Below are 24,490 nucleotides of genomic sequence, written 5' to 3' on the forward strand. Positions count from 1 at the left end.
GACGCGCCTTCGGACGGGGATGGGCAGCGGCTGGTGGGACCCGTACCGGACGGAAGGGGATCAGCGGTGGAAGCGGCCTGCGAAGGGCGTGTTTATCGTCAGGCAGACGACTATGATCGCGGCATGCCCTACGACCCGTCGGCCTTTCCGCCCTTTGCCGTGACCGTGGACCTGGTCGTGCTGACCGTGCGTCGCCATGCCCTGTGCGCGCTGGCGGTGCGGCGGGGTGAGCAGCCGTTTCAGGGGCGGTGGGCGCTTCCGGGCGGCTTCGTGCGGTCCGACGAGGATTTGGCGCAGGCGGCGGCGCGCGAGTTGGTCGAGGAGACCGGGCTGTGTGCCCACGACCCATCCGCCCCGGCACAGGACAACGGCGCGCACCTGGAACAGCTGGCGACCTACGGCGACCCCAAGCGCGACCCGCGGATGAGGGTGGTCAGCGTCGCCCATCTCGCGCTGGCTCCCGATCTGCCCGCACCGAGGGCCGGTGGTGACGCCAACAGCGCGCGCTGGGCACCTGTGGAGGAGCTGTTGCAGCAGGGTGGTTACGCCCGCGACGGTGAACAGGCGGCGCCTCTCGCCTTCGACCACGCGCAGATCCTCTCGGACGGTGTGGAGCGTGCCCGGTCCAAGATCGAGTACTCGTCGCTGGCCACCGCTTTCTGCCCGACCGAGTTCACCGTGGGCGAGCTGCGCCGTGTGTACGAGGCCGTGTGGGGTGTGGCACTCGATCCGCGCAACTTCCACCGCAAGGTGACGGGCACACCGGGTTTCCTCGTGCCCACGGGCGGCACGACCACGCGCCAGGGCGGTCGACCCGCCCAGCTGTTCCGAGCGGGCGGCGCCACGTTGCTCAATCCGCCGATGCTGCGGCCCGAGGTCTGACGAGGGGAGAGAGAGGGAGTGCCCGACTCGGGGCCGGGGCGTTCTCGCGAGAGAGATGAAGGCCGGGTCGCGATGAGCCTCAGGCTGCCCGAAAAAACGGAAATATAGCGCTATCTTGCTGTGAGTGATCCAGGCCATCGGATTGACCAGCAACCCCTGTAAGGATTTTCCGGCCGCTGTCGACGACGTGTCCTTCGAGGCGCGCGCGGGCCGCGTCACCGCGCTCCTCGGAGCCCCTGGCGCGGGCAAGACGACGACGCTAAGGCTCATGCTCGAACTTCAGCAGGGCCGCGGAATCACCTACTTCAGAGGCCGCCAGCTGCACCGGATCGCCCATCCGTCGCGCGAAGTCGGCGTGCTTCTGGGTGAGGTGCCCGGCCATCCCGCGCGCACGGTCCGCGGACAGCTCCGCATGCTGTGCGCCGCCGCCGGTGTGCCGGTGCGGCGTGCCGACGAAGTGCTCGAAGTGGTCGGGCTCGTCAGCCTGCGCGACGAGCGCCTGCGCACCCTTTCACGTGGCATGGACCGCCGCCTCGGTCTTGCCTGCGCACTGCTGTCCGACCCGCACACCCTCGTCCTCGACGATCCCGCCGACGGGCTCTGCGCCCGAGAGGGCCGCTGGCTGCACGGGATTCTGCACGCGCACGCGGCTCAGGGCGGCACCGTGCTGTTCACCACGGCCGATCCCAAGGAGGCCGCGCGGACGGCCGACCGGGTCGTCACGTTGGAGGAGGGCCGACTCGTCGCCGAGCAGGAGGTCTCGGACTTCGCCCGCACCCGGCTCCGTCCCCGGGTGGCCGTCCTCAGCCCGCACGCCGCCCGCCTCGGCGCCCTGCTCACCAAGGAAGCCCGCACCGCACAGCGTTCCGTCGAGATCGTGCGAGAGGACGGCAACCGGCTCTCGGTGTACGGCAGCACATGTGCCGACGTCGGTGAGACCGCCTTCCGGCACCGCATCCTCGTACACCAACTCGCCGACGAGATCGGCGACATGGGATCCCGGGTCGCGTCGCCCGACGACGGTGACGCGCGCGCTGCCGACGAGCCGAGCCCGACAGAGTCGCCGACCGCGGAGACTCTGCCCCCGCTCCCGCCGCCCATCGCCGTACGCCAAGCCCCGAGCCCGCTGCGTCCGCTGCGCTACGAACTGCGGCGTGCCGCCGGAGTCGGCACCGGCTACCTCACCGTTGCCGCCGTGCTGGTCACGTCCGCGCTCCTGTCCGTATTTCTGGCCAGAATCGGTCACACGTCTCAGCCGCGCCTGCTGGCCGCCTGGCCGCAGCAATGCCCCCTGCCCCCTGCGGCGCTCGGCGCGGGGCTGCTCGGGGCGATCGCCTTCGGCGAGGAATTCCGCCACCCCGCCCTGGCCGCGGACCGCGGCACCGTCCCCCGCCGCCTGGGACTGCTCGCCGCCAAACTCCTCGTCGCCTCGGCCACCGCGCTGATACTGGCTTTCCTCACCGTGGGCTGCAACCTCGAAGTGCTCTATCTCGTCTACGGACGGGAGCTCACCGGAGTTCCCGCCGACTGGCTGTCCTTGAGCGCGAGTTGGATCGGACTCGTGGTGGGCTGCGCCTGGGCGGGGGTGCTGGCGGCGGGCATCTTCCGTGCCACGACCGCCGGGCTCGCCGCGGTGCTCGCCGTGCCGATCGTGGTCGTACCGCTCGTACAAAAGGCCTTGGAGGGGCCGTCCGTACGGACGGCGGCCGGGTTTCCGGAGCGACTGTGCGAGCTCGTGCTGATGCAGTGGCCGTTCGGTGGAGAGCGCTATCTGGCCGCCGGAGCGCGGCTGATCGCCCAACCCGTGGGTGGTGCACTGATGTTGTCGCTGACCGCTCTGCTCTGCGCATATCTGCTCACGACCCTGCGGAGCGGGGTTCGATGGCGACCGTCCGTACCCTTCCGTTCCCGCCATGCACACAACTCCCCGGAGAACGCCCATTTCTTTCCGATAAGGCGTCAATTGCGACGGGGTGAGCGATCACCCTTTCGTGTGCTTTTCACCAAAGACCTCAAGGGAGTTGGAGACAGCGCCGACAAATGATCCGTGAGTACCCTTGCGCACACCATGATGACCGCCGCCCGCTCCGCAGACTCCGGCCTGACCGGCCCGGGCGAACTCGACCGCTACCCCTACGCCGAGACCCCTGGTGCCGAACGCGTCGGCGCCTCCGCATGGGAGAGTCCGGACCCGGAGCTGGGCCGCGTGGGCCGACGCGCCGCGGGCAGCCGCGGACGCGGACTGCACGGCCAACTCGTCCAGCAGCTGGGCCAGATGATCGTTTCCGGCGACCTCGGTGCGGACCGCCCGCTCGTTCCCGAGGAGATCGGACAGCGGTTCGAGGTCTCCCGCACCGTCGTCCGTGAATCGCTCCGCGTGCTCGAAGCGAAGGGTCTGGTCAGCGCCCGCCCCAATGTCGGTACGCGGGTGCGCCCCGTCAGCGACTGGAATCTCCTCGACCCGGACATCATCGAATGGCGGGCCTTCGGGCCGCAGCGCGACGACCAGCGGCGCGAGCTGAGCGAGCTGCGCTGGACGATCGAGCCGCTCGCCGCGCGTCTCGCCGCGGGGCACGGGCGTGAGGAGGTCCAGCAGCGTCTCGGCGACATGGTCGAGATCATGGGCCACGCGATGGCACAGGGTGACTCGCTCACCTTCTCGCGGGCCGACGCGGAGTTCCACTCGCTGCTCATCCAGGTCGCGGGCAACCGCATGCTGGAGCACCTTTCGGGGATCGTCTCGGCCGCGCTCCAGGTCTCGGGCGGCCCTGTCGCCGGCTGTGACCGGCCGAACGAGGCTTCCCTGGGGCACCACGGTCGGATCGTCGACGCTCTGGCCGCGGCCGACGGCGCGGCGGCCGAGGCGGCCATGCGGCAGTTGCTCACCGTCCATCCCGAGGTGGAGCGCGTGGTGCCCGCGCCGCGCGAGCACTGACCGCGGCCCGAGGGCGGCGTGGTCGGGGGCATGTGCCCTCTCATGGCATCGCTTGGCCGGCGAACCACTCCTGTCGGATCCCGCCGGACCCCGTCGGATCCTTCCGGGATCCGACGGGGTCCGGCGGTGCGATGAGGTGATGAACCCATCGGTTTGCGGTGATGGGTCCACCGGCTGACCCCATCTGACCGTATCTGTGCGTTTTTGAGCGCTTACGGGGTGTGACTCGGGCCACGCAGATTGGGCGTAACGCTCCTCGGAACTGCGCGATGACCTAAGAGGTGACAGCCGAGGAGGGAATACGGACGCCGCTTACGGCGCTGTGCTTCTTCCCGGCCCCCGCCCGCGCCGTCGGCCCATTTCCAAGTCGGCGGTCGTCGGTTCCTGTTCGCAATGGACGGGGCCGGAAGCCGTTTTCCAACGTTCCGAGAGGTTGTTCGTGTCGGCCAGCACATCCCGTACGCTCCCGCCGGAGATCGCCGAGTCCGTCTCTGTCATGGCGCTCATTGAGCGGGGAAAGGCTGAGGGGCAGATCGCCGGCGATGACGTGCGTCGGGCCTTCGAAGCTGACCAGATTCCGGCCACTCAGTGGAAGAACGTACTGCGCAGCCTCAACCAGATCCTCGAGGAAGAGGGTGTGACGCTGATGGTCAGTGCCGCGGAGCCCAAGCGCACACGAAAGAGCGTCGCAGCGAAGAGTCCGGCCAAGCGCACCGCCACCAAGACGGTCGCGGCGAAGACGGTGACCACCAAGAAGGCCACCGCCACCGCCGCCCCGGCGGTGCCCGGCGCCGACGATCCGGCTGAGGACGCGTCCGCCAAGAAGGCCACTGCCAAGAAGACGGTCGCCAAGAAGGCCGTCGCGAAGAAGACGGTCGCCAAGAAGACGGCGGCCAAGAAGACCACTGCCAAGAAGGACGACGTCGAGCTGGTCGACGACGAGGCGGTCGAGGAGACTCCGGGCAAGCCCGGCGCCGAAGAGCCCGCCGAGGACGGCGCCCAGGGCTTCGTACTGTCCGACGAGGACGAGGACGACGCGCCCGCGCAGCAGGTCGCCGCGGCCGGCGCCACTGCCGACCCGGTCAAGGACTACCTCAAGCAGATCGGCAAGGTCCCCCTCCTCAACGCCGAGCAGGAGGTCGAGCTCGCCAAGCGCATCGAGGCCGGTCTGTTCGCCGAGGACAAGCTGGCCAACGCCGACAAGCTCGCCCCCAAGCTCAAGCGCGAGCTGGAGATCATCGCCGAGGACGGCCGCCGCGCCAAGAACCACCTGCTGGAGGCCAACCTCCGTCTGGTGGTCTCCCTGGCCAAGCGCTACACCGGTCGCGGCATGCTCTTCCTGGACCTCATCCAGGAGGGAAACCTCGGTCTCATCCGCGCGGTCGAGAAGTTCGACTACACCAAGGGCTACAAGTTCTCCACGTACGCCACCTGGTGGATCCGTCAGGCGATCACCCGCGCGATGGCCGACCAGGCCCGCACCATCCGCATTCCGGTGCACATGGTCGAGGTCATCAACAAGCTCGCGCGCGTGCAGCGCCAGATGCTCCAGGACCTGGGCCGCGAGCCCACCCCGGAGGAGCTGGCCAAGGAACTCGACATGACCCCCGAGAAGGTCATCGAGGTCCAGAAGTACGGCCGCGAGCCCATCTCCCTGCACACCCCGCTGGGCGAGGACGGCGACAGCGAGTTCGGTGACCTCATCGAGGACTCCGAGGCCGTGGTCCCGGCGGACGCGGTCAGCTTCACGCTCCTCCAGGAGCAGCTGCACTCCGTCCTCGACACCCTGTCCGAGCGCGAGGCAGGCGTCGTCTCCATGCGTTTCGGTCTCACCGACGGTCAGCCGAAGACCCTCGACGAGATCGGCAAGGTGTACGGCGTCACGCGTGAGCGCATCCGCCAGATCGAGTCCAAGACGATGTCGAAGCTGCGTCACCCGTCGCGCTCGCAGGTGCTGCGCGACTACCTCGACTAGGTCTCGGCCGTACGGCATTGAGGGCCCGACTCCCGATGGGGAGCCGGGCCCTCAGCACGTGTGCGGCGTGCGCGACATCGCCCGCTGGATCACTCTGGGTATTCCATGGTCATCCCAGAGTGAGGAGTGCGAATGCGCCGTCCCATCGCCCCAGCGCTGGCCCTTGCGGCCGCGGCGGCCCTGATACCTCTGTCGCCCCCTGCCCCGGCGGCTGCCGACAGCGTCGTCGTCGGCGGATTTCCGGTCGACATATCCCAAAGCCCGTGGACGGTGGCGCTGTCCAGCCGTGACCTGTTCGGAGGTACGCGCGCGGGGCAGTTCTGCGGCGGCGTGGTGATCGATCCGTCGATGGTGCTGACCGCGGCCCACTGTCTGAGCCAGGTTGTGCTGGGCGCACCACCTCAGCAGATACGTGACCTGAAGATCATCGCCGACCGTGGCAACCTGCTCTCCGGCAAGGGCCAGGAGATCTCGGTGCGCGACACCTGGGTCAACCCGGGGTACGACAGCTTCACGAACGCCGGGGACTTCGCCGTGCTCACGCTCGCCTCCCCGCTGCCCGAGAGCGCGGTCATCCGTATGGCGCCCTCCAAGGACACCGCGTACACGCCTGGTACGGCCGCCATGGTCTACGGCTGGGGTGATACGACGGGCGGCGGCGACTACGCGCTCAGTCTGCGTGCCGCCCCCGTGAAGGTGCTGTCCGACACCCTCTGTAAGCAGGCGTATTCGGGTGGCGCGGACGGAACCTATCGGGCTGACTCCATGCTGTGTGCCGGGGAGATCGCGGGTGGGCGGGATGCCTGCCAGGGGGACAGCGGCGGGCCGCTGGTCGCCCAGGGGCGGCTGATAGGCCTTGTGTCGTGGGGCAGCGGCTGCGGGCGGGCTGGAAGCCCCGGGGTCTACACAAGGGTCTCGGCCGTCGCCAGGTCGCTGAGCCGGGCCCGCTGAGGCGCCGGCGGAAGTAGTACGAACAGCAGTCGCCCGGCGCGTGAGCGGTATGCGCCACAGCTTTCGGTGCGCGCGGAGCGCTGTGCACCGCAGCTCTCGGTGGACCCGCAGCTCTCGGTGGACGAGCTGCAGCCGTGTGCACCGCAGCTCTAGATGGACGGGCTGCAGCGGTGTGCGCTGCCGCATCCGGGTGCCCGAAAGTGGCGCACGGCACGGCAGTCGCTCGGAGGGCGAGCGGACGATACGAACCGCAAATCCGCAGTCGCTCAGGGCGCACGGGGAAGCGGTACGCATACGGGTGGCCACCCCCGGTAGTGGGGGCGGCCACCCGTACACCGGCCTATGCCGGGGCTGGCTCGTCGTTGATGCGAAGTGTCAGCGTTCTTCGTCGTTGGACGTCGCCGGGACCGACGTCAGTCGCTCCGTCTCGTCCTGTATCTCAGCGGCGATCTTCTTGAGTTCCGGCTCGAACTTGCGCCCGTGGTGGGCGCAGAAGAGCAGTTCACCGCCGCTGCTGAGGAGGACGCGCAGATATGCCTGGGCGCCGCAACGGTCGCAGCGGTCAGCGGCCGTCAGCGGGCTCGCGGGGGTCAGAACAGTAGTCACGTCGCCTCTTCTCTAGCTCGACGAGCTGTCGTACCAGGGTCAACATCCAACCAGGCCGAAAACGTTCCCGCTCGTGGCTTTTCCTCGAAAAATTCTCTCCGGGGCGGTTGTCTGCTGCCAGGTGGCGGCGAATGGGCCGTATTACGTGTCTTCGTGTCTTACGGGTTCGCGCAGTCTGTCAGGGTCGATCCTCCCGGCTGGCTTGCCGGTTGTTCATGAGGACGTGCCCGGAGCCTAAATGGTTCATGCCTGGAAGGGAACGTGATATGTACTTCACTCCATCGAGGGATCGAACACCCATGCGACTCTGGACTAGTCTGAGTTTCATGCGAGGGTGGCGTTACAACGGCTCTACCAGGCCTCGGTACCCTCTGAGCGGTGACCGAAGCCGGACCCTTACCCATCAGGGCCCCATCTGAAATTCAGCGAGGAGCGAACCGCGTGACCGCCGAGACGTCCGTGCCGTCCACAGCGTTGCTGACCGGAGCAGACCGGGACGGTTCCAACTACACCGCGCGGCACCTTCTCGTCCTCGAGGGGCTCGAGGCCGTGCGCAAGCGCCCAGGCATGTACATCGGGTCGACCGACAGTCGCGGTCTGATGCATTGTCTCTGGGAGATCATCGACAACTCCGTCGATGAGGCACTGGCGGGCTACTGCGACCACATCGAGGTGATCCTGCACGACGACGCCTCGGTGGAGGTGCGGGACAACGGCCGCGGTATCCCGGTCGACGTGGAGCCCAAGACCGGTCTCTCCGGCGTCGAGGTCGTGATGACCAAGTTGCACGCCGGCGGCAAGTTCGGCGGCGGCTCGTACGCGGCGTCCGGCGGTCTGCACGGCGTGGGCGCATCCGTGGTGAACGCGCTCTCCGCCCGGCTGGACGTCGAGGTCGACCGCGGCGGTCACACCCATGCGGTGAGCTTCCGGCGCGGCACTCCCGGAGCCTTCAAGGCGGACGGTCCCGACGCCGGCTTCGACGCGAGCAGCGGGCTGCGCAAGCTCAAGAGGATTCCCAAGACCCGCACCGGCACGCGCGTGCGCTACTGGGCCGATCGCCAGATCTTCCTCAAGGACGCCAAGCTCTCTCTGGAGAACCTGCACCAGCGCGCCCGTCAGACCGCCTTCCTGGTGCCGGGCCTGACCATCGTCGTCCGCGACGAGTTCGGGCTCGGCGAGGGCGGCAGCAAGGGTGAGGAGTCGTTCCGCTTCGACGGCGGAATCAGCGAGTTCTGCGAGTACCTGGCGACTGACAAGCCCGTCTGTGATGTCCTCCGCTTCTCTGGGCAGGGCACCTTCAAGGAGACCGTCCCGGTCCTGGACGATCACGGGCAGATGACGCCGACCGAGGTCACCCGCGAACTCGGCGTCGACGTGGCGATGCGCTGGGGCACCGGCTACGACACGACTCTGAAGTCGTTCGTGAACATCATCGCCACGCCCAAGGGCGGCACGCATGTCGCGGGCTTCGAGCAGGCGGTCACCAAGACGGTCAACGAGGTGCTGCGGGCCAAGAAGCTGCTGCGTGTCGCCGAGGACGACATCGTCAAGGACGACGCCTTGGAGGGCCTGACCGTCGTCGTCACCGTCCGCCTCGCCGAGCCGCAGTTCGAGGGTCAGACCAAGGAGGTGCTCGGCACCTCGGCGGCCCGCCGCATCGTGACGAACGTCGTCTCCAAGGAGCTCAAGGAGTTCCTCACCTCCACGAAGCGGGACGCGGCCGCGCAGGCCCGGGTCGTCATGGAGAAGGCCGTCGCCGCCGCTCGTACGCGGATCGCGGCCCGCCAGCACAAGGATGCGCAGCGCCGGAAGACGGCCCTGGAGTCCTCCTCGCTGCCCGCCAAGCTCGCCGACTGCCGCAGCGACGACGTCGAGCGCAGCGAGCTCTTCATCGTCGAGGGAGACTCCGCGCTCGGCACCGCCAAGCTCGCGCGCAACTCCGAGTTCCAGGCGCTGCTGCCGATCCGCGGCAAGATCCTCAACGTTCAGAAGGCGTCTGTCACAGACATGCTGAAGAACGCCGAGTGCGGTGCGATCATCCAGGTCATAGGAGCCGGGTCCGGCCGGACCTTCGACATCGACGCGGCGCGCTACGGGAAGATCATTCTTCTCGTCGACGCCGATGTCGACGGCGCGCATATCCGGATTCTGCTGCTGACGCTGTTCCAGCGCTACATGCGGCCGATGGTCGAGGCAGGGCGGGTGTTCGCTGCCGTGCCCCCGCTGCATCGCATCGAGCTCAGCCAGCCCAAGAAGGGGCAGGACAAGTACATCTACACGTACTCGGACCGCGAGCTGCGGGACACGCTGCTGGAGCTGCAGCGCAAGAACGTGCGGTACAAGGATTCGATCCAGCGTTACAAGGGTCTTGGCGAGATGGATGCCGATCAGCTGGCCGAAACGACGATGGACCCGCGATACCGGACTCTGCGCAGGATCAATATCTCCGACCTGGAGGCGTCCGAGCAGGTGTTCGATCTGCTGATGGGGAACGATGTGGCTCCTCGCAAGGAGTTCATCTCCAGCTCTGCGGCCACGTTGGATCGGTCGCGCATCGACGCGTAGGTGCGGCGCTCGTGGCGGCCCGGTGAGTGGGTGGGTCGTGGCCGTGCGGGTACGTCGAGCCCGTCGCCGCCGGATCAGGCGCGGGCCCGGCAAGGGAGGCGCTGCTCGATCCGAACGTGAGTGACGGGCTTGCGCGACGTACCGGCACGGCCCCTGCCGCGGGTGGGGCGGCTACGGGAGTGTGGGGCTGGGGCGGCTTACCGTCCGGCGCGGGTCGGCGCCCTTCGGCGTTGTGGAGCAGGGGCACCAAGGCCGGTGCGGTCGTCCGGGGCGTGGGGCTTTTCGGGATCGGCCTCCTGCTGGGCGTGCACCAGGAAAGCTCCGCTCTGCTGCTCGCTCTCGCGGCCACGCTGCTGGTCCGCTCCGGGATCCTGGTCTGGCGGTCCGTTACGCCTTCGGGAAGGGTCTCGTACGGCCACCGGTGGGTTGAGTCATCCGATGGGGTGAAGAGCGCGGAGAGAAGAGTCCGGGATCTTCCCGATCTGCCCATCCTTGGGCACGCGACCGAAAGAGGGTCGCGGACAAGGAGAGTTCGGTGGAGAAGCACGACGGTCGCGACACCGGGGAACTCCGGTTCGACGACCCCTGGTACGACGCGCTCGCCTCCGGCTGGGGCGAGTTGGACGGCACGGGAGCGGCTGCTCCCGCTGTGCCGTCCGCGCGCCCGGAGCACGAAGGCCGGGTGGGCGGGACGGCCGACGTCTATCTGGAGGTGCAGCGCAGCGCGGCGTTTCAGGAGGTGCGCAGCCGGTACCGGAGGTTCGTGGTCCCGGGCGTTGTCGTGTTCTTCACCTGGTACGTGGGCTATGTGGTGACCGCGACGACGGCACCTGCGTTGATGGCCCGGCCCGTCGCCGGCGCTGTGAACGTGGCGATGGTGGCGGGCCTCGGGCAGTTCCTCACCACGTTCCTGTTCACCTGGGCGTACGCACGGCATGCGCGGCTGCGCAGGGACCGGGCCGCGCTCGATCTGCGCTGGGACACCCAGGAGCTGACACGAAGTGTCAGAGGTGGTGAGCTGTGACCGGCAACCATCAGACGCTGGCCCTGCTGCTGTTCAGCGCGTTCGTGGCGGTGACGCTGGCGATCACGACGTGGGTGAGCCGCAACCGGCATGGTTCGGCGGAGGAGTTCTATGCAGGCGGGCGGCTGTTCTCTCCGATGGAGAATGGGTTTGCCATCTCGGGTGACTACATGTCGGCGGCGTCCTTCCTCGGAGTCACGGGACTCATCTCGCTCTACGGCTACGACGGGTTGTTGTACGTCGTGGGGTTTCTGGTCGCTTGGCTGGTCGTCCTGTTCCTGGTCGCCGAACTGGTGCGCAACTGCGGCCGGTTCACACTCGCAGACGTCATCGCTGCCCGAATGAGCGAGCGACCGGTGCGGATCGCGGCGGGAACCTCCTCGGTGACTGTGTCCGTTCTGTATTTGCTGGCGCAGATGGTGGGTGCGGGCAGCCTCGTCGCGCTGCTCCTTGGGGGTACGAGCGAGGCGGCGCGGAACTGGACGGTGGTCGGCGTCGGCGCCCTGATGGTGATCTATGTGTCGTTGGGAGGGATGCGGGCCACCACCTGGATTCAGATCGTCAAGGCGGTCCTGTTGCTGGGCGGTGCCATCGCCCTGACGGTGCTCGTCCTGGTGCGGTTCCACGGGGATGTCAATCAGTTGCTGCGTTCGGCGGCGGAGCGCAGCGGGCACGGTGACGCGTTTCTTGCGCCGGGGCTGAAGTACGGCGGAGACTGGACCGCGCGCTTCGACTTCATCAGCCTGGGCCTCGCGCTGGTGCTCGGCACGGCCGGGTTGCCGCACATCCTGTCGCGTTTCTACACCGTGCCGACCGCGCGGGCGGCACGGCGGTCGGTGGTCTGGTCGATCGGGCTCATCGGAGGCTTCTACCTGATGACGATCGTGCTGGGCTTCGGGGCCGCCGCGATCGTCGGTCCGCAGGCGGTGCGCGGGTCGAACGCGGCGGGGAACACGGCGGTTCCACTGCTCGCGCTCGATCTGGGCGGCGGTGCCAATTCAACCGGAGGAACGGTTCTCTTCGCGATTGTCGCGGCCATCGCCTTCGCCACGATTCTCGCGGTCGTCGCCGGCATCACCCTGGCGTCCTCGGCGTCCGTGGCCCACGACCTCTATGCCTCGCTGCGACGCCGACGTGCGAAGCCGCGCAGCGAGGTCGCCGTGGCGCGAACCGCGGCGGTGGGCATCGGCGTGGTCGCGATCGCGCTCGGGCTGCTCGCCCGCGATCTCAATGTGGCATTCCTGGTAGGCCTCGCCTTCGCGGTCGCCGCGTCCGCGAACCTGCCGGTGCTGTTGTACTCGTTGTTCTGGCGGAGTTTCACGACGCGCGGCGCGGTGTGGGCGGTATACGGGGGCCTGGTGCCCGCGTTGCTGCTGGTGTTGCTGTCGCCGGTGGTGTCAGGAAGCCCCGAATCGCTGTTCCCGGGCGTGGACTTGCAGTACTTCCCGCTGCAGAACCCCGGCCTGGTGTCGATTCCGCTCGGCTTCCTCGCGGGCTGGCTGGGCACGGTCACCTCGGCGGAACCGCCGGACGAGGCCAAGCACGCGGAGACCGAGGTGCGGTCGCTGACGGGTGCCGGGGCGGTCTGAGGGCGCCTGTCGCGACGTAGGCGATCGCCCCTCAGAGCGTGACCCACGGGTACCGATGCTCCGGGCGCCCCGTGTCCCCCGTACTACGGCGTGATGCCCGAGGACGGTCCTCAAGGCGGTAACGCCACCGTGCCCTCAGGCGCGGGTCGCCCAGATGTAGCGGTGCTCCGGGCGGCCCGCGTCTCCGTACTTGAGGGTCAGCCTGGCCCGCCCCGTGCGCTCCAGGAACTTCAGATAGCGCTGGGCGGTCTGCCTGCTCAGTCCGGTCTGCTCCGCGATCTCCTGGGCCGACAGCGGCCCATCGGCGTTCACCAGGACGCGGCGCACGAGCTCCGCGGTCGTGGGGGAGTGCCCTTTGGGCAGGTCCGGCTCCGCACTCGCGGACAGGGCGCCGAAGATCCGGTCGACCTCGGCCTGTTCGGCCTCGCCGCCGCCGTCGAGGGTACGGCGCAGGTCCGCGTACGCCTCCAGCTTGGCGCGCAGGCCCGCGAAGGCGAACGGCTTGACCAGGTACTGCAGCGCGCCCTGCCGCATCGCGGCCTGGACGGTCGAAATGTCACGGGCCGCCGTCACCATGATGACGTCGGTCTGATGACCGCGACGGCGCATCTCCTGGACGACGGCGAGACCCGTGTCGTCGGGCAGATAGTGGTCCATGAGGACCAGGTCCAGGTGCGGCAGCGTCTCCATCCGGCGCAGCGCCTCCGCGGCGCTGTGCGCCTGGCCCGCGACATGGAAGCCGGGCATCTTCTCGACGTACGCGGCGTTGACCCGCGCGACCCTGGTGTCGTCGTCCACGACCAGGACCTCGATCATCGCGACTCCTCCTTGACGGTCGTCTTGGTGGTGGTTTCCAGGGACGGGGTCGGCTCCGGCCGGCGTTGGGTTTCAGGCTCGGGGACGAGTGCGCCCCGCGTCCCCGGGGCGATGCCTGCCTCCGCGGCGACGCCCCTGTCCGACGCGACGCCCGTGTCCGAGGCGAACCCTGACTCCGGAGCGAGACCTGCCTCCGGAGCGGGACCGGCCTGTGGTGCGAGAGCCGCCTCCGTAAGCGCCTCCGGCAGGACGACCGTGAACTCCGCGCCGCCGCCGTTCGCCTCGGTGACCTCCGCGCTGCCTCCTTGCCGCTCGGCCAGTCGGCGCACCAAGGAGAGCCCGATTCCGCGCTTGCCGTGTGCGGGCGGCTTTTTGGTCGACCATCCGTCGGTGAAGATCAACTCCCGCCGGTCCGCCGGTATCCCGGGCCCGGTGTCGCGCACCCGCAGCACGGCCGTACGCCCCTCGGCGCGCAATTCGACTTCTACGCGCGCGTGCGGCGTGCCCGCGACGGCGTCGAACGCGTTGTCGACCAGGTTGCCGACCACCGTGACCAGTCCGCGCGGGTCGACCACCCGGTCGGGCAGCAGGGTCCTGTCCGAGATCCACAGGGCCACGCCGCGCTCGGCCGCGACCGTGGCCTTGCCGACCAGCAGGGCGGCGAGCAGCGGATCGTGGATCTTCTCGGTGACCTGCTCCGCGGTGACCCGGTGGTCGCCGACCACCTCGTCGACGAACTCCACGGCGTCGTCGAACATCTCCAGTTCGAGCAGCCCCAGCAGCGTGTGCATGCGGTTGGCGTGTTCGTGGTCCTGGGCGCGCAGGGCGTCGATCAGACCGCGCGTGGAGTCGAGTTCGCGGCCGAGCTGCTCCAACTCGGTGCGGTCGCGCAGGGTGGCCACGGCGCCTCCGTCGTCGGTCGGCATGCGGTTGGCGATCAGGACGCGCTGACCGCGTACGGTCAGCAGATCCGTGCCGGTGACCCGCCCGGTCAGCACATCGGTCGTCCGGCCTGGCCCGAGCACGTCGTCGAGCGGCTGTCCGATGGCCTCCGCGTCGAGCCCCAGCAGGCGCTGCGCCTCGTCGTTGAGGAGACGTACGCGGCCGACGCGGTCCAGCGCGATGACGCCCTCCCGAATGCCGTGCAGCATCGCCTCGCGCTCGGCGAGCAGCGCCGAGATATCGGAGAAGGCCAGGTCACGGGTCTGCCGCTGGACCCGCCGGGAGAGCAGATACGCGGCGAACGCGCCGACGGCCAGGGCCCCGCCGGCATACGCGAAGAGTCCAGGGATGGCGTGGATCAACCGGGCGCGCACGCTGTCGTACTCGATGCCCACCGAGACCGCGCCGATGATGCGACCGTCGGCGTCGCGCAGCGGTACCTTGCCGCGGGCCGAGCGTCCCAACGTGCCGTCGTCGATCTGCATGACGTCCTTGCCGGCCAGGGCCTGACTGGGATCGGTCGAGACGACTCCGCCGATCTGCGTGGTGTCCTTGTGCGACCAGCGCACGCCGTTCATGTTCATCACCACGACGTACTCGGCCCCGCTGGCCTTGCGGATGCGCTCGGCCTCGATCTGTACGGGGCCGTCGACCGACGGCCGTGAAGATTGCAGGTCCTCGGCGATCTGTGGCTGGACCGCCGTGGTCTGCGCGATCGCGAGCGCCCGGCGCATGGCCTGGTCGTCGAGCTGCGCGCTGAGCGGGGCCAGGAACAGCCCGGTGGCGAGCACGGCGACTCCGGCGGCGATCGCCACCTGCATCAGCAGTACCTGCGAGAACACCCGCCGCGGCAGACCGAGGCGCAGTCGTCGTGCGGGGGGAGTGGGGCTCATACCCATGACGGTACGGGGGAGGGCGCACCGCGTCGTGGTCGGTGTGGCGCGGATCTCTTGAATGCCATGTGTGGGAGCTGCGGCGGGTGGGGTACAGGGGTGCGCGGAGCGATCTGCGGTCAGCCGCGTAAGGGGCTTCTGGGCATGGGTCTGTGGTCAGCGGTGCGTAGGCTCGGCCGCAGGCGGATCTCCGGTCGGTGGTGCGCGGGGGCTGCCCCGCACTGATCCGTCGTGGCGCTGGCGTATGAGGGCCGCTGTGCGAGCAGCGCGATCGCCGCGTACAGGGAAATCCCTGGTGGGCCCCACCGTCAGTAAGTGCAGGCCCTGTGCTGCCCCCACCGGCGCCCCCGCGCAAGCCCCGAGTTCAGCAGGGCACGGGGAGAGTCACCCGGGGGAGCTCCCGTACGGCCACCACGTCCATCCGGGCCGGGGAACCCAGCGCCGAGCCGCAGCTCTCCGGGCGGGGTGGCAGCGAGGCGCCCCGTGCGACGATGACGCGCCAGAGGCGCCCGTCGGTGTGGGCGACGGTCACCTCCCAGCGCGGCGCCGTGCCGTCCGTGCGGACGACGCTGAGGGCGTCCGCTGTGTGTTCCCCGGCGGCCGTGCGCACGGCCAGCTCGGCCGCCTGAGCGGGGCGCTCCCACGTGGAGCGCCCGCGGCACCCCGCGGTGACGACACGCCCCTCCTGGACGCCCTGGAGGATCTCCTTGACGGCGTGGGCCTCGGCCCGCCCGTACGCGTATCCGTACGGCAGGACGAGCAGCGTGGGCGAGAAACGGTGACCGCCGAGGTGGGTCACCTCCCACGCGCCCTCCACCGCGGAGGCGGCGAGCTCGGCCGCGAGGGGCCGACCGAGGAGGGCGCAGCAGCGGTCCCGCTTGCCGTTGGTGCAGACGAGGGCGAGCGGCTCGCCCGTGTGGGGCCGACCCCGGAGAGCCGCGTCGAAGGTGTGAGGGTCACCCATGCCGAGCGCCGTGAAGTCGAGGTTGAGCAGCTGCTCGGGGTCGTTCGTCATGGCGCTGTGCAGCCAGACGTTTCCCGGCGTGGTGTGGGCCGCGTACACATGGCGCTCGGAGGGCGCTCCGCAGTCGGCGTGCCGGCCCGGGCGGCGGATGAGCGCGATCCGTACGCCTGTGTCCTGGGCGGCCGCTTCGAGCGCACGGCCGAGCGCGGGGTCCAGGTGGCTCGACGTGAGCGCCTTGACGCCCCATGGCCCGGGCTGTTCAAGGAGCAGCCATGTCCTCGCGGTCGCCGCGGTCCCCGCGAGGGGCTCGTCGAGGTCCCGGGACGCGGTCGTGCACGTACTCACAGAGGTGAGCCTAACCTGACTTCGGCGGGGCGACTTCCAGCTGCTCCCGCGGGGGCGCACTTTGGGCGCATTCGGCGCGCGGTGGGGCGTGTGGGCGTGGGGGGCATGGGAGTGCTCACTCTGGCAGTGGCTGCGGCGGCCGCAGCCCCACGTACTGACCGCTCGGGCGCATGCGCAACGGACGCTCCCCGTACTCCTCCAAGGTGTGGGCGATCCACCCCGCCGTGCGGGCGACGGCGAAGACCGTCTCCCCGGCGGAGGAGGACATGCCGGAGGACGCCGTGAGTACGGCCAACGCGAGGTCGACATTGGCGTGCAGGGGGGTGTGGCGGGCTGTGGTGTCCACGATGTCCCGGGCCGCGGCCAAGGCGGGCGCCGCGCTGGGAACCTCCTCCAGCAGGGCGAACAGGGCACGCGCGCGTGGGTCCTCGCCGGGGTAGAGCCGATGGCCCAGCCCAGGGACTTGGCGCCCGGCGCGCAGTTCGTCGGCGACCACAGGGGCCGCGGTGCCTCGGTCCAGGACGTCGAGGAGCAGTCGGTGGGCCAGCCCGCTGGCCGCGCCGTGCAGGGGCCCTTCGAGCACGCCGAGGCCCGCGGACACGGCGGCGTACGCGTGCGCCCGGGCCGACGCGGCGACCCGGACCGCGAGCGTCGAGGCGGCCAGGTCGTGGTCGACGAGCAGACCCAGTGCCGTGTCCAGCGCGCGCAGTGACGCCTCGTCGGGGGTCCGGCCGGTGAGGCGTGCCCACAGGCGGTGCGCCAGTGGTCCCTCGTCGCGGTGGTCGTACCGCATGGGTGGGAGGGCCGCGACGAGGGTGGGGATGAGGGTGCGCGCGGTGCCGAGGACGGCGTTCTCCGAGAGGTCGAAACGCAGCGGGTCGGCGGCCGACGCGGCGATGGTCGCGACGCGCAGCCGGTCCGTCGGGCCGCTGTGCTCGGGCAGCGCGTCGACCGCGCGGCGGGCGGCGGCGACCGACTCCCGCGGAGCGGTGAACGTGACGCCGGGGCGCAGCTCCCCGGTCCACAGCCACTCGGCGATCTCTTCGTAGGAGTGGCGCGCGGCCAGTTCGGTCGCGTCGACACCGCGGAAGTAGTACCGGTCCTTGTCGATCAGAGTGATGCGCGTACGGACGCACAGCTCACCGGTGGTGCTCGAACTCCAGCCGGAATCCCGCCTGTTGCGCCGTACGAGTGCCTCCACCTCGTTGGCGTCGAAGGTGCTGCCGCGACCGCCGGGGTTGCGGCGGCTGCTGAGCTGGCCGCGGCTCACATACGCGTACACGGTCTCGGGCTTCACGCCGAGCAGCTCGGCGGTCTCCCTGGTGCTGAGCCGTCGGCCCTCGTGTGCTCCCACTGCCGGTTCCTGATCCCTCATGGACGCCACCGTATCCGTGTATCGGCATATTGATCTAATCAATATTGACAGAGATTGAGTCAAGCATGGACAGTCGAATCAAGTCCAGGGAGGAAAGCATGTCGAACAACCGGGCCGCAACCGCGTCCATCGCCCCTGTCGACGTACCGCGAGGACTCGCGGGCGTCGTCGTCACCGACACCGCACTGGGTGACGTGAGGGGTTTGGAGGGTTTCTATCACTACCGCCAGTACTCGGCCGTCGAGCTCGCGCAGAGCCGCGGGTTCGAGGACGTCTGGTACCTGCTGGTCCACGGTGAGCTGCCGGACGCGGCACAAGGCGCCGCCTTCGCCGCGCGGACCGCGGCGCTGCGCAGGCTGCCGGACGAGGTGCGCGCCGCGCTGCCCGTGATCGCCGCGTCGACCGGGCTGTCCGGACCGCTCGCCGGACTGCGCACCGCGTTGTCGCTGCTGGGCGCGTCCTCGGGCTTCCGGCCGGTGTACGACATCGGCGCCGACCGGCGCCGTGCGGACACGCTCGCGGTGTGCGCGGCCGTGCCGACGCTGCTCACCGCGCTGTATCGGCTCGGACAGGGGCTGGAGCCGGTGGAGCCGCGCGATGACCTTCCACACGCTGCGAACTACCTCTACATGTTGACGGGTTCGGAGCCGGACGCCGAGCGGGCCCGCGCGGTCGAGCAGTACTTGATATCAACCATTGACCACGGATTCAATGCATCAACGTTCACCGCGCGGGTGATCGCGTCGACAGGGGCGGACGTCGCCGCATGCCTGGTGGGAGCGGTGGGGGCACTGTCGGGCCCTCTTCACGGCGGTGCGCCGAGTCGTGCCCTGGACACCCTCGATGCGATCGGCACCCCCGACCGTATCGACAGCTGGATCCGCGAACGTGTCCTCGCGGGTGACCGCATCATGGGCTTCGGCCACCCCGTCTACCGCACCGAGGATCCCCGTTCCCGCATGCTCCGTGGCATCGCCCGGCAATTCGGTGGCCCTCTGGTCGACTTCGCCGTCGAGGTCGAACGCCAGGTGGAAGCGATCCTGGCCGAGCTCAAGCCCGGCCGCGAGCTCCACACCAATGTCGAGTTCTATGCCGGCGTGGTCATGGAGCTGTGCGGTCTGCCGCGCGAGATGTTCACCCCCACTTTCGCCGCGGCCCGTGTCGTCGGCTGGAGCGCCAACATCCTGGAGCAGGCGGAGGACCCGAAGATCATCCGCCCGGCGGCGCGGTATGTCGGGCCGGTTCCGCCGGTGGCGGTGCCGGCGGTGGTCTGAGAGGTTGCGTGAGGTCCGGTGTCGGTCCGGCGCCGGACCTCACGAAAGCAGCGGTCGAGCGTAGTTGGGCACGGTGAGCGCCTGCCTGCTCGGAGTGGCCCTGTGGCATCAATGGGTCGTGCACGGGGCGAAGGCGGTTTCATGGTGGCACGGACGTGCTGGGACGCCGCTTCCGGAGGTCGAGCCTCAACGGGGTGACCGGGTTGACCTCAACGGTTGACGGAGCAGTCCATGCGTAGTCGTGCGGTGGTGTTACATGTCGGGAATGTCGGCCTTGGCGCGCAGGAGTGTCTCTCTGCTGACGATGACGATGCGTTCGTAGTCGGCTCGGGCTGCGTCCGAGGGGAGCTCTTTGTCGAGCGCCGCCGTGGCCTCGGTCCCGATGACGGCGAAATTGCCGTCGCTGAGCTCGAAGATGTCCGGGCACGAATCGCCGGACATACTGCCTCGTTCGCGTGGGGACGCACCGATCCGACGCACGATTTTCAAGATCCCTGTCCTCGTTTCTAGACGGTGAAGGACCCCGGGGCCTCACGTCTGAACGGTCGAGGGCGGGGTCAGTTGTAGCCCGTTGAGGGCGGGGTCAGGGTATCCACAGTTTATTGCCGGGACTGTCATTGTTGACTGTGCCGAGTGGGTCTGTTGACCGGACGATGCAGCTCTCTTGACTGTGGTGACAGGAGGTGCGCGGCGGATCAACTGTCTCTACTCGTGGGGTGGTTCACCCACCACCCACCACTCTTCCGTGTCGGCCTCGTCCAGATCGCGGATCAGACCGTCCACCATTCGGCCCACACGTGCTTCCGTCGAGTTGCCTTCGAGGCTCGCGCGATGAGGTCGGTGTGCGTCCCAGTAGGCGCGAAAGATTGGGTTCTGGCAGAACATTCGAAGGTGACCGTGCAACTCCTCCCAGCTGACGACGCCGACGCGGTAGGCGAGGAGAGCATTGGTGTACATGGCGTTCGCGAAGAGGTACTGACGCTGCCGGGTGGGCGAGTCCACCTGGACCGTGCTGTACACCGCGGCCAGGTCCGCGTCCTCCATGGCTTTGCTCAGCAGATACTGCTGGGCGCGCTGCTGGTCGAGTATGGCCCGTTGTTCGTCTCCCCGCTCCACCTCGGCGACCCGCAGGCGCAGTTCCTTGTGGCGTCGTTGCTGGGCGGCCAGGGCGACCAGTGCCCCCGCCGTGAAGGCGAGCCCCGCGACGGTCGCGGAACCCCACCTCCGTACCCCAAATTTCCGTGTGACCATGTCAACCCCCGAATCAGGCGACCGTTCAGCCGGTCGTCGGGTGTGGGGCGACAGGGAGCGGACCGGCGAGCGGTGGGCGGCGCGCTTGCCGTCTCCCAGTCTTGCCGAGCGGCTCTGATCGGCAGGGAGGCGGAGAAGAGGCGCACGGAAGGAAGTGCGGGTCGCGTTTCCCGGCGCCATGCCCAACGTGTGCCCCGTGAGCGCCGCTAACAATCGTTCACTTCGGGGTGTTTCCTCCCCCTCGTATCCTGGGTCGGCAGCCATGTGGCGTGCGAGCGCCGGTCCACGAGCCGCCCTCGCACAAGAGCCGGTGCACGCGCCGGCGCACGTACAGGTTTTGGAGAGGGCGCACGTTGAGTCAGTCGAGTCCGCAGCAGATTCCGGTCGTCGTCCTCGCCGGCTTCCTGGGATCCGGCAAGACCACTCTGCTCAATCACCTCCTGCACCGCAGCGGCGGCAGCCGTATCGGGGCTGTCGTCAACGACTTCGGGGCGATCGAGATCGACGCGATGGCGGTGGCGGGCGCGCTCGGGGACTCCACCGTGTCGCTCGGGAACGGATGCCTGTGCTGTGCCGTCGACGCCAGTGAGCTCGACATCTACCTCGAGCGGCTCGCCCGGCCCTCGGCCGGCATCGACGTGATCATCATCGAGGCGAGCGGCCTCGCCGAGCCTCAGGAACTCGTGCGGATGGTGCTCGCCAGTGAGCATCCGCGGATCGTCTACGGCGGCCTGGTCGAGGTCGTCGATGCCGCAGAGTTCGACGCCGCGCGAGAGAAGCACCCCGAGATCGAGCGGCATCTCGCCCTCGCCGACCTCGTCGTCGTCAACAAGATCGACCGGGCCGATGACGGAGAGCGGGTGCTCCGCGTGGTACGGGATCTCGTCGACCGGGCTGCCGTCGTGCCCGCCACCTACGGCCGTGTCGACCCCGAGTTCCTCTTCGACTGCAGGCCGACCGAGGAGCGGATCGGACAGCTGTCCTTCGACGACCTCCACCGGCACGAGGGGAGTGATCACCACGACCACCTGCACGCCGCCTACGAATCCCTCTCCTTCACGGCCGAAGTCCCCCTCGGTCCCAGGCGGTTGATGAACTTCCTCGACAGCAGGCCCGAGGGGCTCTACCGCATCAAGGGGTACGTCGACTTCGGTGCCCACGACCGCGGCAATCGCTACGCCGTGCACGCCGTCGGGCGTTTTCTGCGGTTCTACCCGCAGCCCTGGGCAGCCGCCGACGAGCGCCTCACCCAGCTCGTGCTGATCGGCTCGGAGATCGACACCGGCGCCCTCGGGAAGGAACTGGAGGCGTGCAAAGAGGACGCCCCACACGCCGACGAGCACAGCATGTGGGGCGTCCTTCGATTCGTACGACAACCGGAGCCCGAAGAAACCGGCTGAGCTACACCGGGCCCGCCACCACCGACACCGTCTTCGCCAGGGACACGCCCGAACCGTCGCGGCGCGGGTCGATCTCCGGCAGTTCGGCCGGTGTGCCGTTCTTCTGGGCGGCCCGTGCCGGAACCGCGCCCGCCCAGGCCAGCGCGAGGCAGTCCTCGCCCTTCAGGAACCGCTGGCAGCGCACGCCACCCGTGGCGCGTCCCTTGCGCGGGTACTGGTCAAAGGGGGTCAGTTTGGCCGTGGTCTGGACGGAGTCGTCCAGCGTGCCGCGTGAGCCCGCCACCGTGAACACCACCGCGTCCACCGCCGGGTCGACCGCGTTGAAGGAGATCACCTTCGCGCCGTCGGTGAGTTTGATGCCCGCCATGCCGCCCGCCGCGCGGCCCTGCGGACGGACCTGCGAGGCCTGGTAGCGCAGCAACTGGGCGTCGTCCGTGATGAAGACCAGGTCCTCCTCGCCGGTGCGCAGCTCGATCGCGCCGACGATCCGGTCGCCGTCCTTGAGGGTGATGACCTCCAACTCCTCCTTGTTCGAAGGGTAGTCGGGGACGACACGCTTCACGACGCCCTGCTCGGTGCCGATCGCCAGGCCGGGCGACGACTCGTCGAGCGTCGTCAGGCCGACCACCGTCTCGTCCGCCTCCAGGGAGGACAGGAACTCCGAAATCGGCGCGCCCCCGGAGAGGTTGGGCGCCGCCGCCGTCTCCGGCAGCTGCGGCAGATCGATCACGCTCAGGCGGAGCAGACGGCCCGCGGACGTGACCGCGCCGACCTCGCCGCGGGCCGTGGCCGGCACAGCGGAGACGATCAGGTCGTGCTTGGTGCGCCTGCCCTCCTCGGCCTCCCCGAAGGGCTCGCCGTTGGCCGTACGGGCGAGGAGGCCCGTCGAGGACAGCAGCACCCGGCACGGGTCGTCGGCCACCTGGAGCGGGACCGTCGCGGCGAGGGTGCCCGCGGACTCCAGGAGCACCGTGCGCCGGTCGGTGCCGAACTTCTTGGCCACCGCGGCCAGTTCGCCGGAGACCAGCTTGCGCAGCTCCGCGTCCGAGTCCAGGATGCCGGTCAGCTCGTCGATCTCGCCGTTGAGCCGGTCGCGCTCCGACTCCAGCTCGATGCGGTCGAACTTGGTGAGGCGGCGCAGCGGCGTGTCCAGGATGTACTGCGTCTGGATCTCGGAGAGGGAGAAGCGCTCGATCAGGCGCTCCTTGGCCTGCGCCGAGTTCTCGCTGGAGCGGATGAGGCGGATGACCTCGTCGATGTCCAGCAGGGCGACGAGGAGGCCCTCGACCAGGTGCAGCCGGTCCCGCTTCTTGCCGCGGCGGAACTCGCTGCGGCGGCGTACGACGTCGAAGCGGTGGTCGAGATAGACCTCCAGGAGCTCCTTGAGGCCCAGGGTGAGCGGCTGGCCGTCCACCAGCGCCACGTTGTTGATACCGAAGGACTCCTCCATCGGCGTCAGCTTGTAGAGCTGCTCCAGGACCGCTTCCGGCACGAAGCCGTTCTTGATCTCGATGACCAGGCGCAGGCCGTGCGAGCGGTCGGTGAGGTCCTTCACATCGGCGATGCCCTGGAGCTTCTTCGAGCCGACCAGGTCCTTGATCTTCGCGATCACCTTCTCCGGGCCGACGGTGAAGGGCAGTTCGGTGACGACGAGACCCTTGCGGCGCGCGGTCACATTGTCGACGGTGACGGTGGCGCGGATCTTGAAGGTGCCGCGACCGTTCTCGTACGCGTCCCTGATCCCGGTGAGGCCGACGATCCGGCCGCCGGTGGGCAGGTCGGGGCCCGGGATGTACCTCATCAGGGTGTCGAGGTCGGCGCCCGGATACCGGATGAGGTGGCGGGCGGCGGCGATGACTTCGCCGAGGTTGTGCGGCGGCATGTTCGTCGCCATGCCGACGGCGATGCCCGACGAGCCGTTGACCAGGAGATTCGGGTACGCGGCCGGGAGGACGTCCGGCTCCTGCTCCTGGCCGTCGTAGTTCGGCGCGAATTCGACTGTGTTCTCGTCGATCGACTCCGTCATGAGTGACGTGGCGTCGGCCATCCGGCACTCGGTGTAACGCATGGCGGCCGGCGGGTCGTCATTGCCGAGAGAGCCGAAGTTGCCATGGCCGTCCACCAGGGGCAGGCGCATGGAGAACGGCTGGGCCAGGCGCACCAGCGCGTCATAGATCGACGCGTCGCCGTGCGGGTGGAGCTTACCCATGACCTCGCCGACGACGCGGGCGCACTTCACATAGCCGCGGTCGGGGCGCAGCCCCATCTCGTTCATCTGGTAGACGATGCGGCGATGCACGGGCTTGAGGCCGTCTCGGGCATCCGGCAGGGCTCGCGAGTAGATGACCGAGTACGCGTATTCGAGGAAGGAGCCCTGCATCTCGTCCACGACGTCGATGTCGAGGATCTTCTCCTCGTACGAGTCGTCGGGCGGCGGGGTCTTCGTGCTGCGGCGGGCCATCGCTGCTGCGGCTCCTTCACAGTCTCTGCCGGGGCATGAACGGGATCTGACGCGGACCATTGTGGACCGCCCCACTGACAACGCGGACCGCGACCCGTCCGTAGGGGCCTCGCGGAGCCCGTTTCCGATCGCTCTCGGCGAACGGAAGCCAGGCCTTCCCGCCTACGGAAGTCCGGGTTTCCCGGCCTCCGGAAGTCTGGTTTCCCGGCCTGCGGAAGTCACGCCTCCCGGCCCGCGGAGCC

General features: G+C 69.1%; 18 protein-coding genes. 10 read left to right on the forward strand and 8 right to left on the reverse strand.

What is annotated here, in order from left to right; translation table 11 throughout:
- The first annotated feature begins 123 nt into the window (after positions 1 to 123).
- The 5 genes from ACX28W_RS22665 (at position 124) to ACX28W_RS22685 (ending at position 6,743) form a co-directional block, all read left to right on the forward strand.
- Positions 124 to 882: an NUDIX hydrolase gene (locus ACX28W_RS22665; RefSeq protein WP_362073472.1), complete on the forward strand. Its 759-nt coding sequence runs from the start codon at positions 124 to 126 to the stop codon at positions 880 to 882.
- Between the two features lie 124 nt (positions 883 to 1,006).
- Entirely contained in the window at positions 1,007 to 2,926 is a 1,920-nt protein-coding gene (locus tag ACX28W_RS22670; RefSeq protein ID WP_459000928.1) for an ABC transporter ATP-binding protein, read from the forward strand.
- A 3-nt stretch (positions 2,927 to 2,929) separates the two neighbouring features.
- Positions 2,930 to 3,817, forward strand: coding sequence for a FadR/GntR family transcriptional regulator (locus tag ACX28W_RS22675; RefSeq protein ID WP_459000929.1), 888 nt, complete (start codon positions 2,930 to 2,932; stop codon positions 3,815 to 3,817).
- Between the two features lie 439 nt (positions 3,818 to 4,256).
- The gene (locus ACX28W_RS22680) at positions 4,257 to 5,792 is read left to right on the forward strand and encodes an RNA polymerase sigma factor (RefSeq protein WP_459000931.1); all 1,536 of its coding nucleotides are present in this window, start codon (positions 4,257 to 4,259) and stop codon (positions 5,790 to 5,792) included.
- A 132-nt stretch (positions 5,793 to 5,924) separates the two neighbouring features.
- Positions 5,925 to 6,743, forward strand: coding sequence for a serine protease (locus tag ACX28W_RS22685; RefSeq protein WP_459000933.1), 819 nt, complete (start codon positions 5,925 to 5,927; stop codon positions 6,741 to 6,743).
- Between the two features lie 375 nt (positions 6,744 to 7,118).
- Here ACX28W_RS22685 and ACX28W_RS22690 read toward each other — a convergent pair whose 3' ends face one another.
- Complete coding sequence (locus tag ACX28W_RS22690; protein WP_362073487.1) at positions 7,119 to 7,349, reverse strand: DUF7455 domain-containing protein; 231 nt, start codon at positions 7,347 to 7,349, stop codon at positions 7,119 to 7,121.
- Between the two features lie 441 nt (positions 7,350 to 7,790).
- On the opposite strand from ACX28W_RS22690, the gene ACX28W_RS22695 reads away from it, so the two are divergent.
- The 3 genes from ACX28W_RS22695 to ACX28W_RS22705 all read left to right on the forward strand — a co-directional run bounded on the left by ACX28W_RS22695 (position 7,791) and on the right by ACX28W_RS22705 (position 12,527).
- The gene (locus tag ACX28W_RS22695) at positions 7,791 to 9,914 is read left to right on the forward strand and encodes a DNA gyrase/topoisomerase IV subunit B (protein ID WP_459000935.1); all 2,124 of its coding nucleotides are present in this window, start codon (positions 7,791 to 7,793) and stop codon (positions 9,912 to 9,914) included.
- Between the two features lie 535 nt (positions 9,915 to 10,449).
- Complete coding sequence (locus tag ACX28W_RS22700) at positions 10,450 to 10,938, forward strand: DUF485 domain-containing protein (protein WP_459000937.1); 489 nt, start codon at positions 10,450 to 10,452, stop codon at positions 10,936 to 10,938.
- Positions 10,935 to 12,527, forward strand: a complete 1,593-nt coding sequence (locus tag ACX28W_RS22705; protein ID WP_459000939.1) for a solute symporter family protein — start codon at positions 10,935 to 10,937, stop codon at positions 12,525 to 12,527. The genes ACX28W_RS22700 and ACX28W_RS22705 overlap by 4 nt, the downstream gene beginning before the upstream one ends.
- Before the next feature lie 135 nt (positions 12,528 to 12,662).
- Here ACX28W_RS22705 and ACX28W_RS22710 read toward each other — a convergent pair whose 3' ends face one another.
- The 4 genes from ACX28W_RS22710 to ACX28W_RS22725 form a co-directional block, all read right to left on the reverse strand.
- Positions 12,663 to 13,343, reverse strand: a complete 681-nt coding sequence (locus tag ACX28W_RS22710; protein WP_459000940.1) for a response regulator — start codon at positions 13,341 to 13,343, stop codon at positions 12,663 to 12,665.
- Positions 13,340 to 15,178: an ATP-binding protein gene (locus ACX28W_RS22715; RefSeq protein ID WP_459000942.1), complete on the reverse strand. Its 1,839-nt coding sequence runs from the start codon at positions 15,176 to 15,178 to the stop codon at positions 13,340 to 13,342. The genes ACX28W_RS22710 and ACX28W_RS22715 overlap by 4 nt, the downstream gene beginning before the upstream one ends.
- A gap of 364 nt (positions 15,179 to 15,542) precedes the next feature.
- A complete protein-coding gene (locus ACX28W_RS22720; protein ID WP_459000944.1) occupies positions 15,543 to 16,487 on the reverse strand; it encodes a sucrase ferredoxin in 945 nt (314 codons plus the stop codon).
- Positions 16,488 to 16,602: 115 nt separating this feature from the next.
- On the reverse strand, positions 16,603 to 17,862 hold the full coding sequence (locus ACX28W_RS22725) for a citrate/2-methylcitrate synthase (RefSeq protein WP_459000946.1): 1,260 nt from the start codon (positions 17,860 to 17,862) through the stop codon (positions 16,603 to 16,605).
- A gap of 98 nt (positions 17,863 to 17,960) precedes the next feature.
- Here ACX28W_RS22725 and ACX28W_RS22730 point away from each other — a divergent pair, with 98 nt between their 5' ends.
- A complete protein-coding gene (locus ACX28W_RS22730) occupies positions 17,961 to 19,136 on the forward strand; it encodes a citrate synthase/methylcitrate synthase (protein ID WP_459000948.1) in 1,176 nt (391 codons plus the stop codon).
- 252 nt (positions 19,137 to 19,388) lie between these two features.
- Here the strand turns inward: ACX28W_RS22730 and ACX28W_RS22735 are convergent, their stop codons facing one another.
- Complete coding sequence (locus ACX28W_RS22735; protein ID WP_362073515.1) at positions 19,389 to 19,625, reverse strand: hypothetical protein; 237 nt, start codon at positions 19,623 to 19,625, stop codon at positions 19,389 to 19,391.
- Positions 19,626 to 19,841: 216 nt separating this feature from the next.
- Positions 19,842 to 20,387 carry a DUF6082 family protein gene (locus tag ACX28W_RS22740; protein WP_459000950.1) on the reverse strand — a complete coding sequence of 182 codons (546 nt, stop codon included), beginning with the start codon at positions 20,385 to 20,387 and terminating at the stop codon, positions 19,842 to 19,844.
- A gap of 353 nt (positions 20,388 to 20,740) precedes the next feature.
- Between ACX28W_RS22740 and ACX28W_RS22745 the strand changes: the two genes are divergently transcribed.
- Positions 20,741 to 21,787, forward strand: a complete 1,047-nt coding sequence (locus tag ACX28W_RS22745; RefSeq protein ID WP_459000952.1) for a CobW family GTP-binding protein — start codon at positions 20,741 to 20,743, stop codon at positions 21,785 to 21,787.
- A gap of 1 nt (position 21,788) precedes the next feature.
- Here ACX28W_RS22745 and ACX28W_RS22750 read toward each other — a convergent pair whose 3' ends face one another.
- Complete coding sequence (locus ACX28W_RS22750) at positions 21,789 to 24,248, reverse strand: DNA gyrase/topoisomerase IV subunit A (RefSeq protein WP_459000954.1); 2,460 nt, start codon at positions 24,246 to 24,248, stop codon at positions 21,789 to 21,791.
- Between the last annotated feature and the right edge of the window lie 242 nt (positions 24,249 to 24,490).

It is taken from the genome of Streptomyces sp. SD15, from assembly GCF_054462255.1.

Coding starts and splice junctions, on each gene's coding strand:
- ACX28W_RS22665 (WP_362073472.1), top strand. CDS start 124: ATGCCCTACGACCCGTCGGCCTTTCCGCCCTTTGCCGTGACCGTGGAC.
- ACX28W_RS22685 (WP_459000933.1), top strand. CDS start 5,925: ATGCGCCGTCCCATCGCCCCAGCGCTGGCCCTTGCGGCCGCGGCGGCC.
- ACX28W_RS22710 (WP_459000940.1), bottom strand. CDS start 13,343: ATGATCGAGGTCCTGGTCGTGGACGACGACACCAGGGTCGCGCGGGTC.
- ACX28W_RS22715 (WP_459000942.1), bottom strand. CDS start 15,178: ATGAGCCCCACTCCCCCCGCACGACGACTGCGCCTCGGTCTGCCGCGG.
- ACX28W_RS22725 (WP_459000946.1), bottom strand. CDS start 17,862: ATGAGGGATCAGGAACCGGCAGTGGGAGCACACGAGGGCCGACGGCTC.
- ACX28W_RS22730 (WP_459000948.1), top strand. CDS start 17,961: ATGTCGAACAACCGGGCCGCAACCGCGTCCATCGCCCCTGTCGACGTA.
- ACX28W_RS22740 (WP_459000950.1), bottom strand. CDS start 20,387: ATGGTCACACGGAAATTTGGGGTACGGAGGTGGGGTTCCGCGACCGTC.
- ACX28W_RS22750 (WP_459000954.1), bottom strand. CDS start 24,248: ATGGCCCGCCGCAGCACGAAGACCCCGCCGCCCGACGACTCGTACGAG.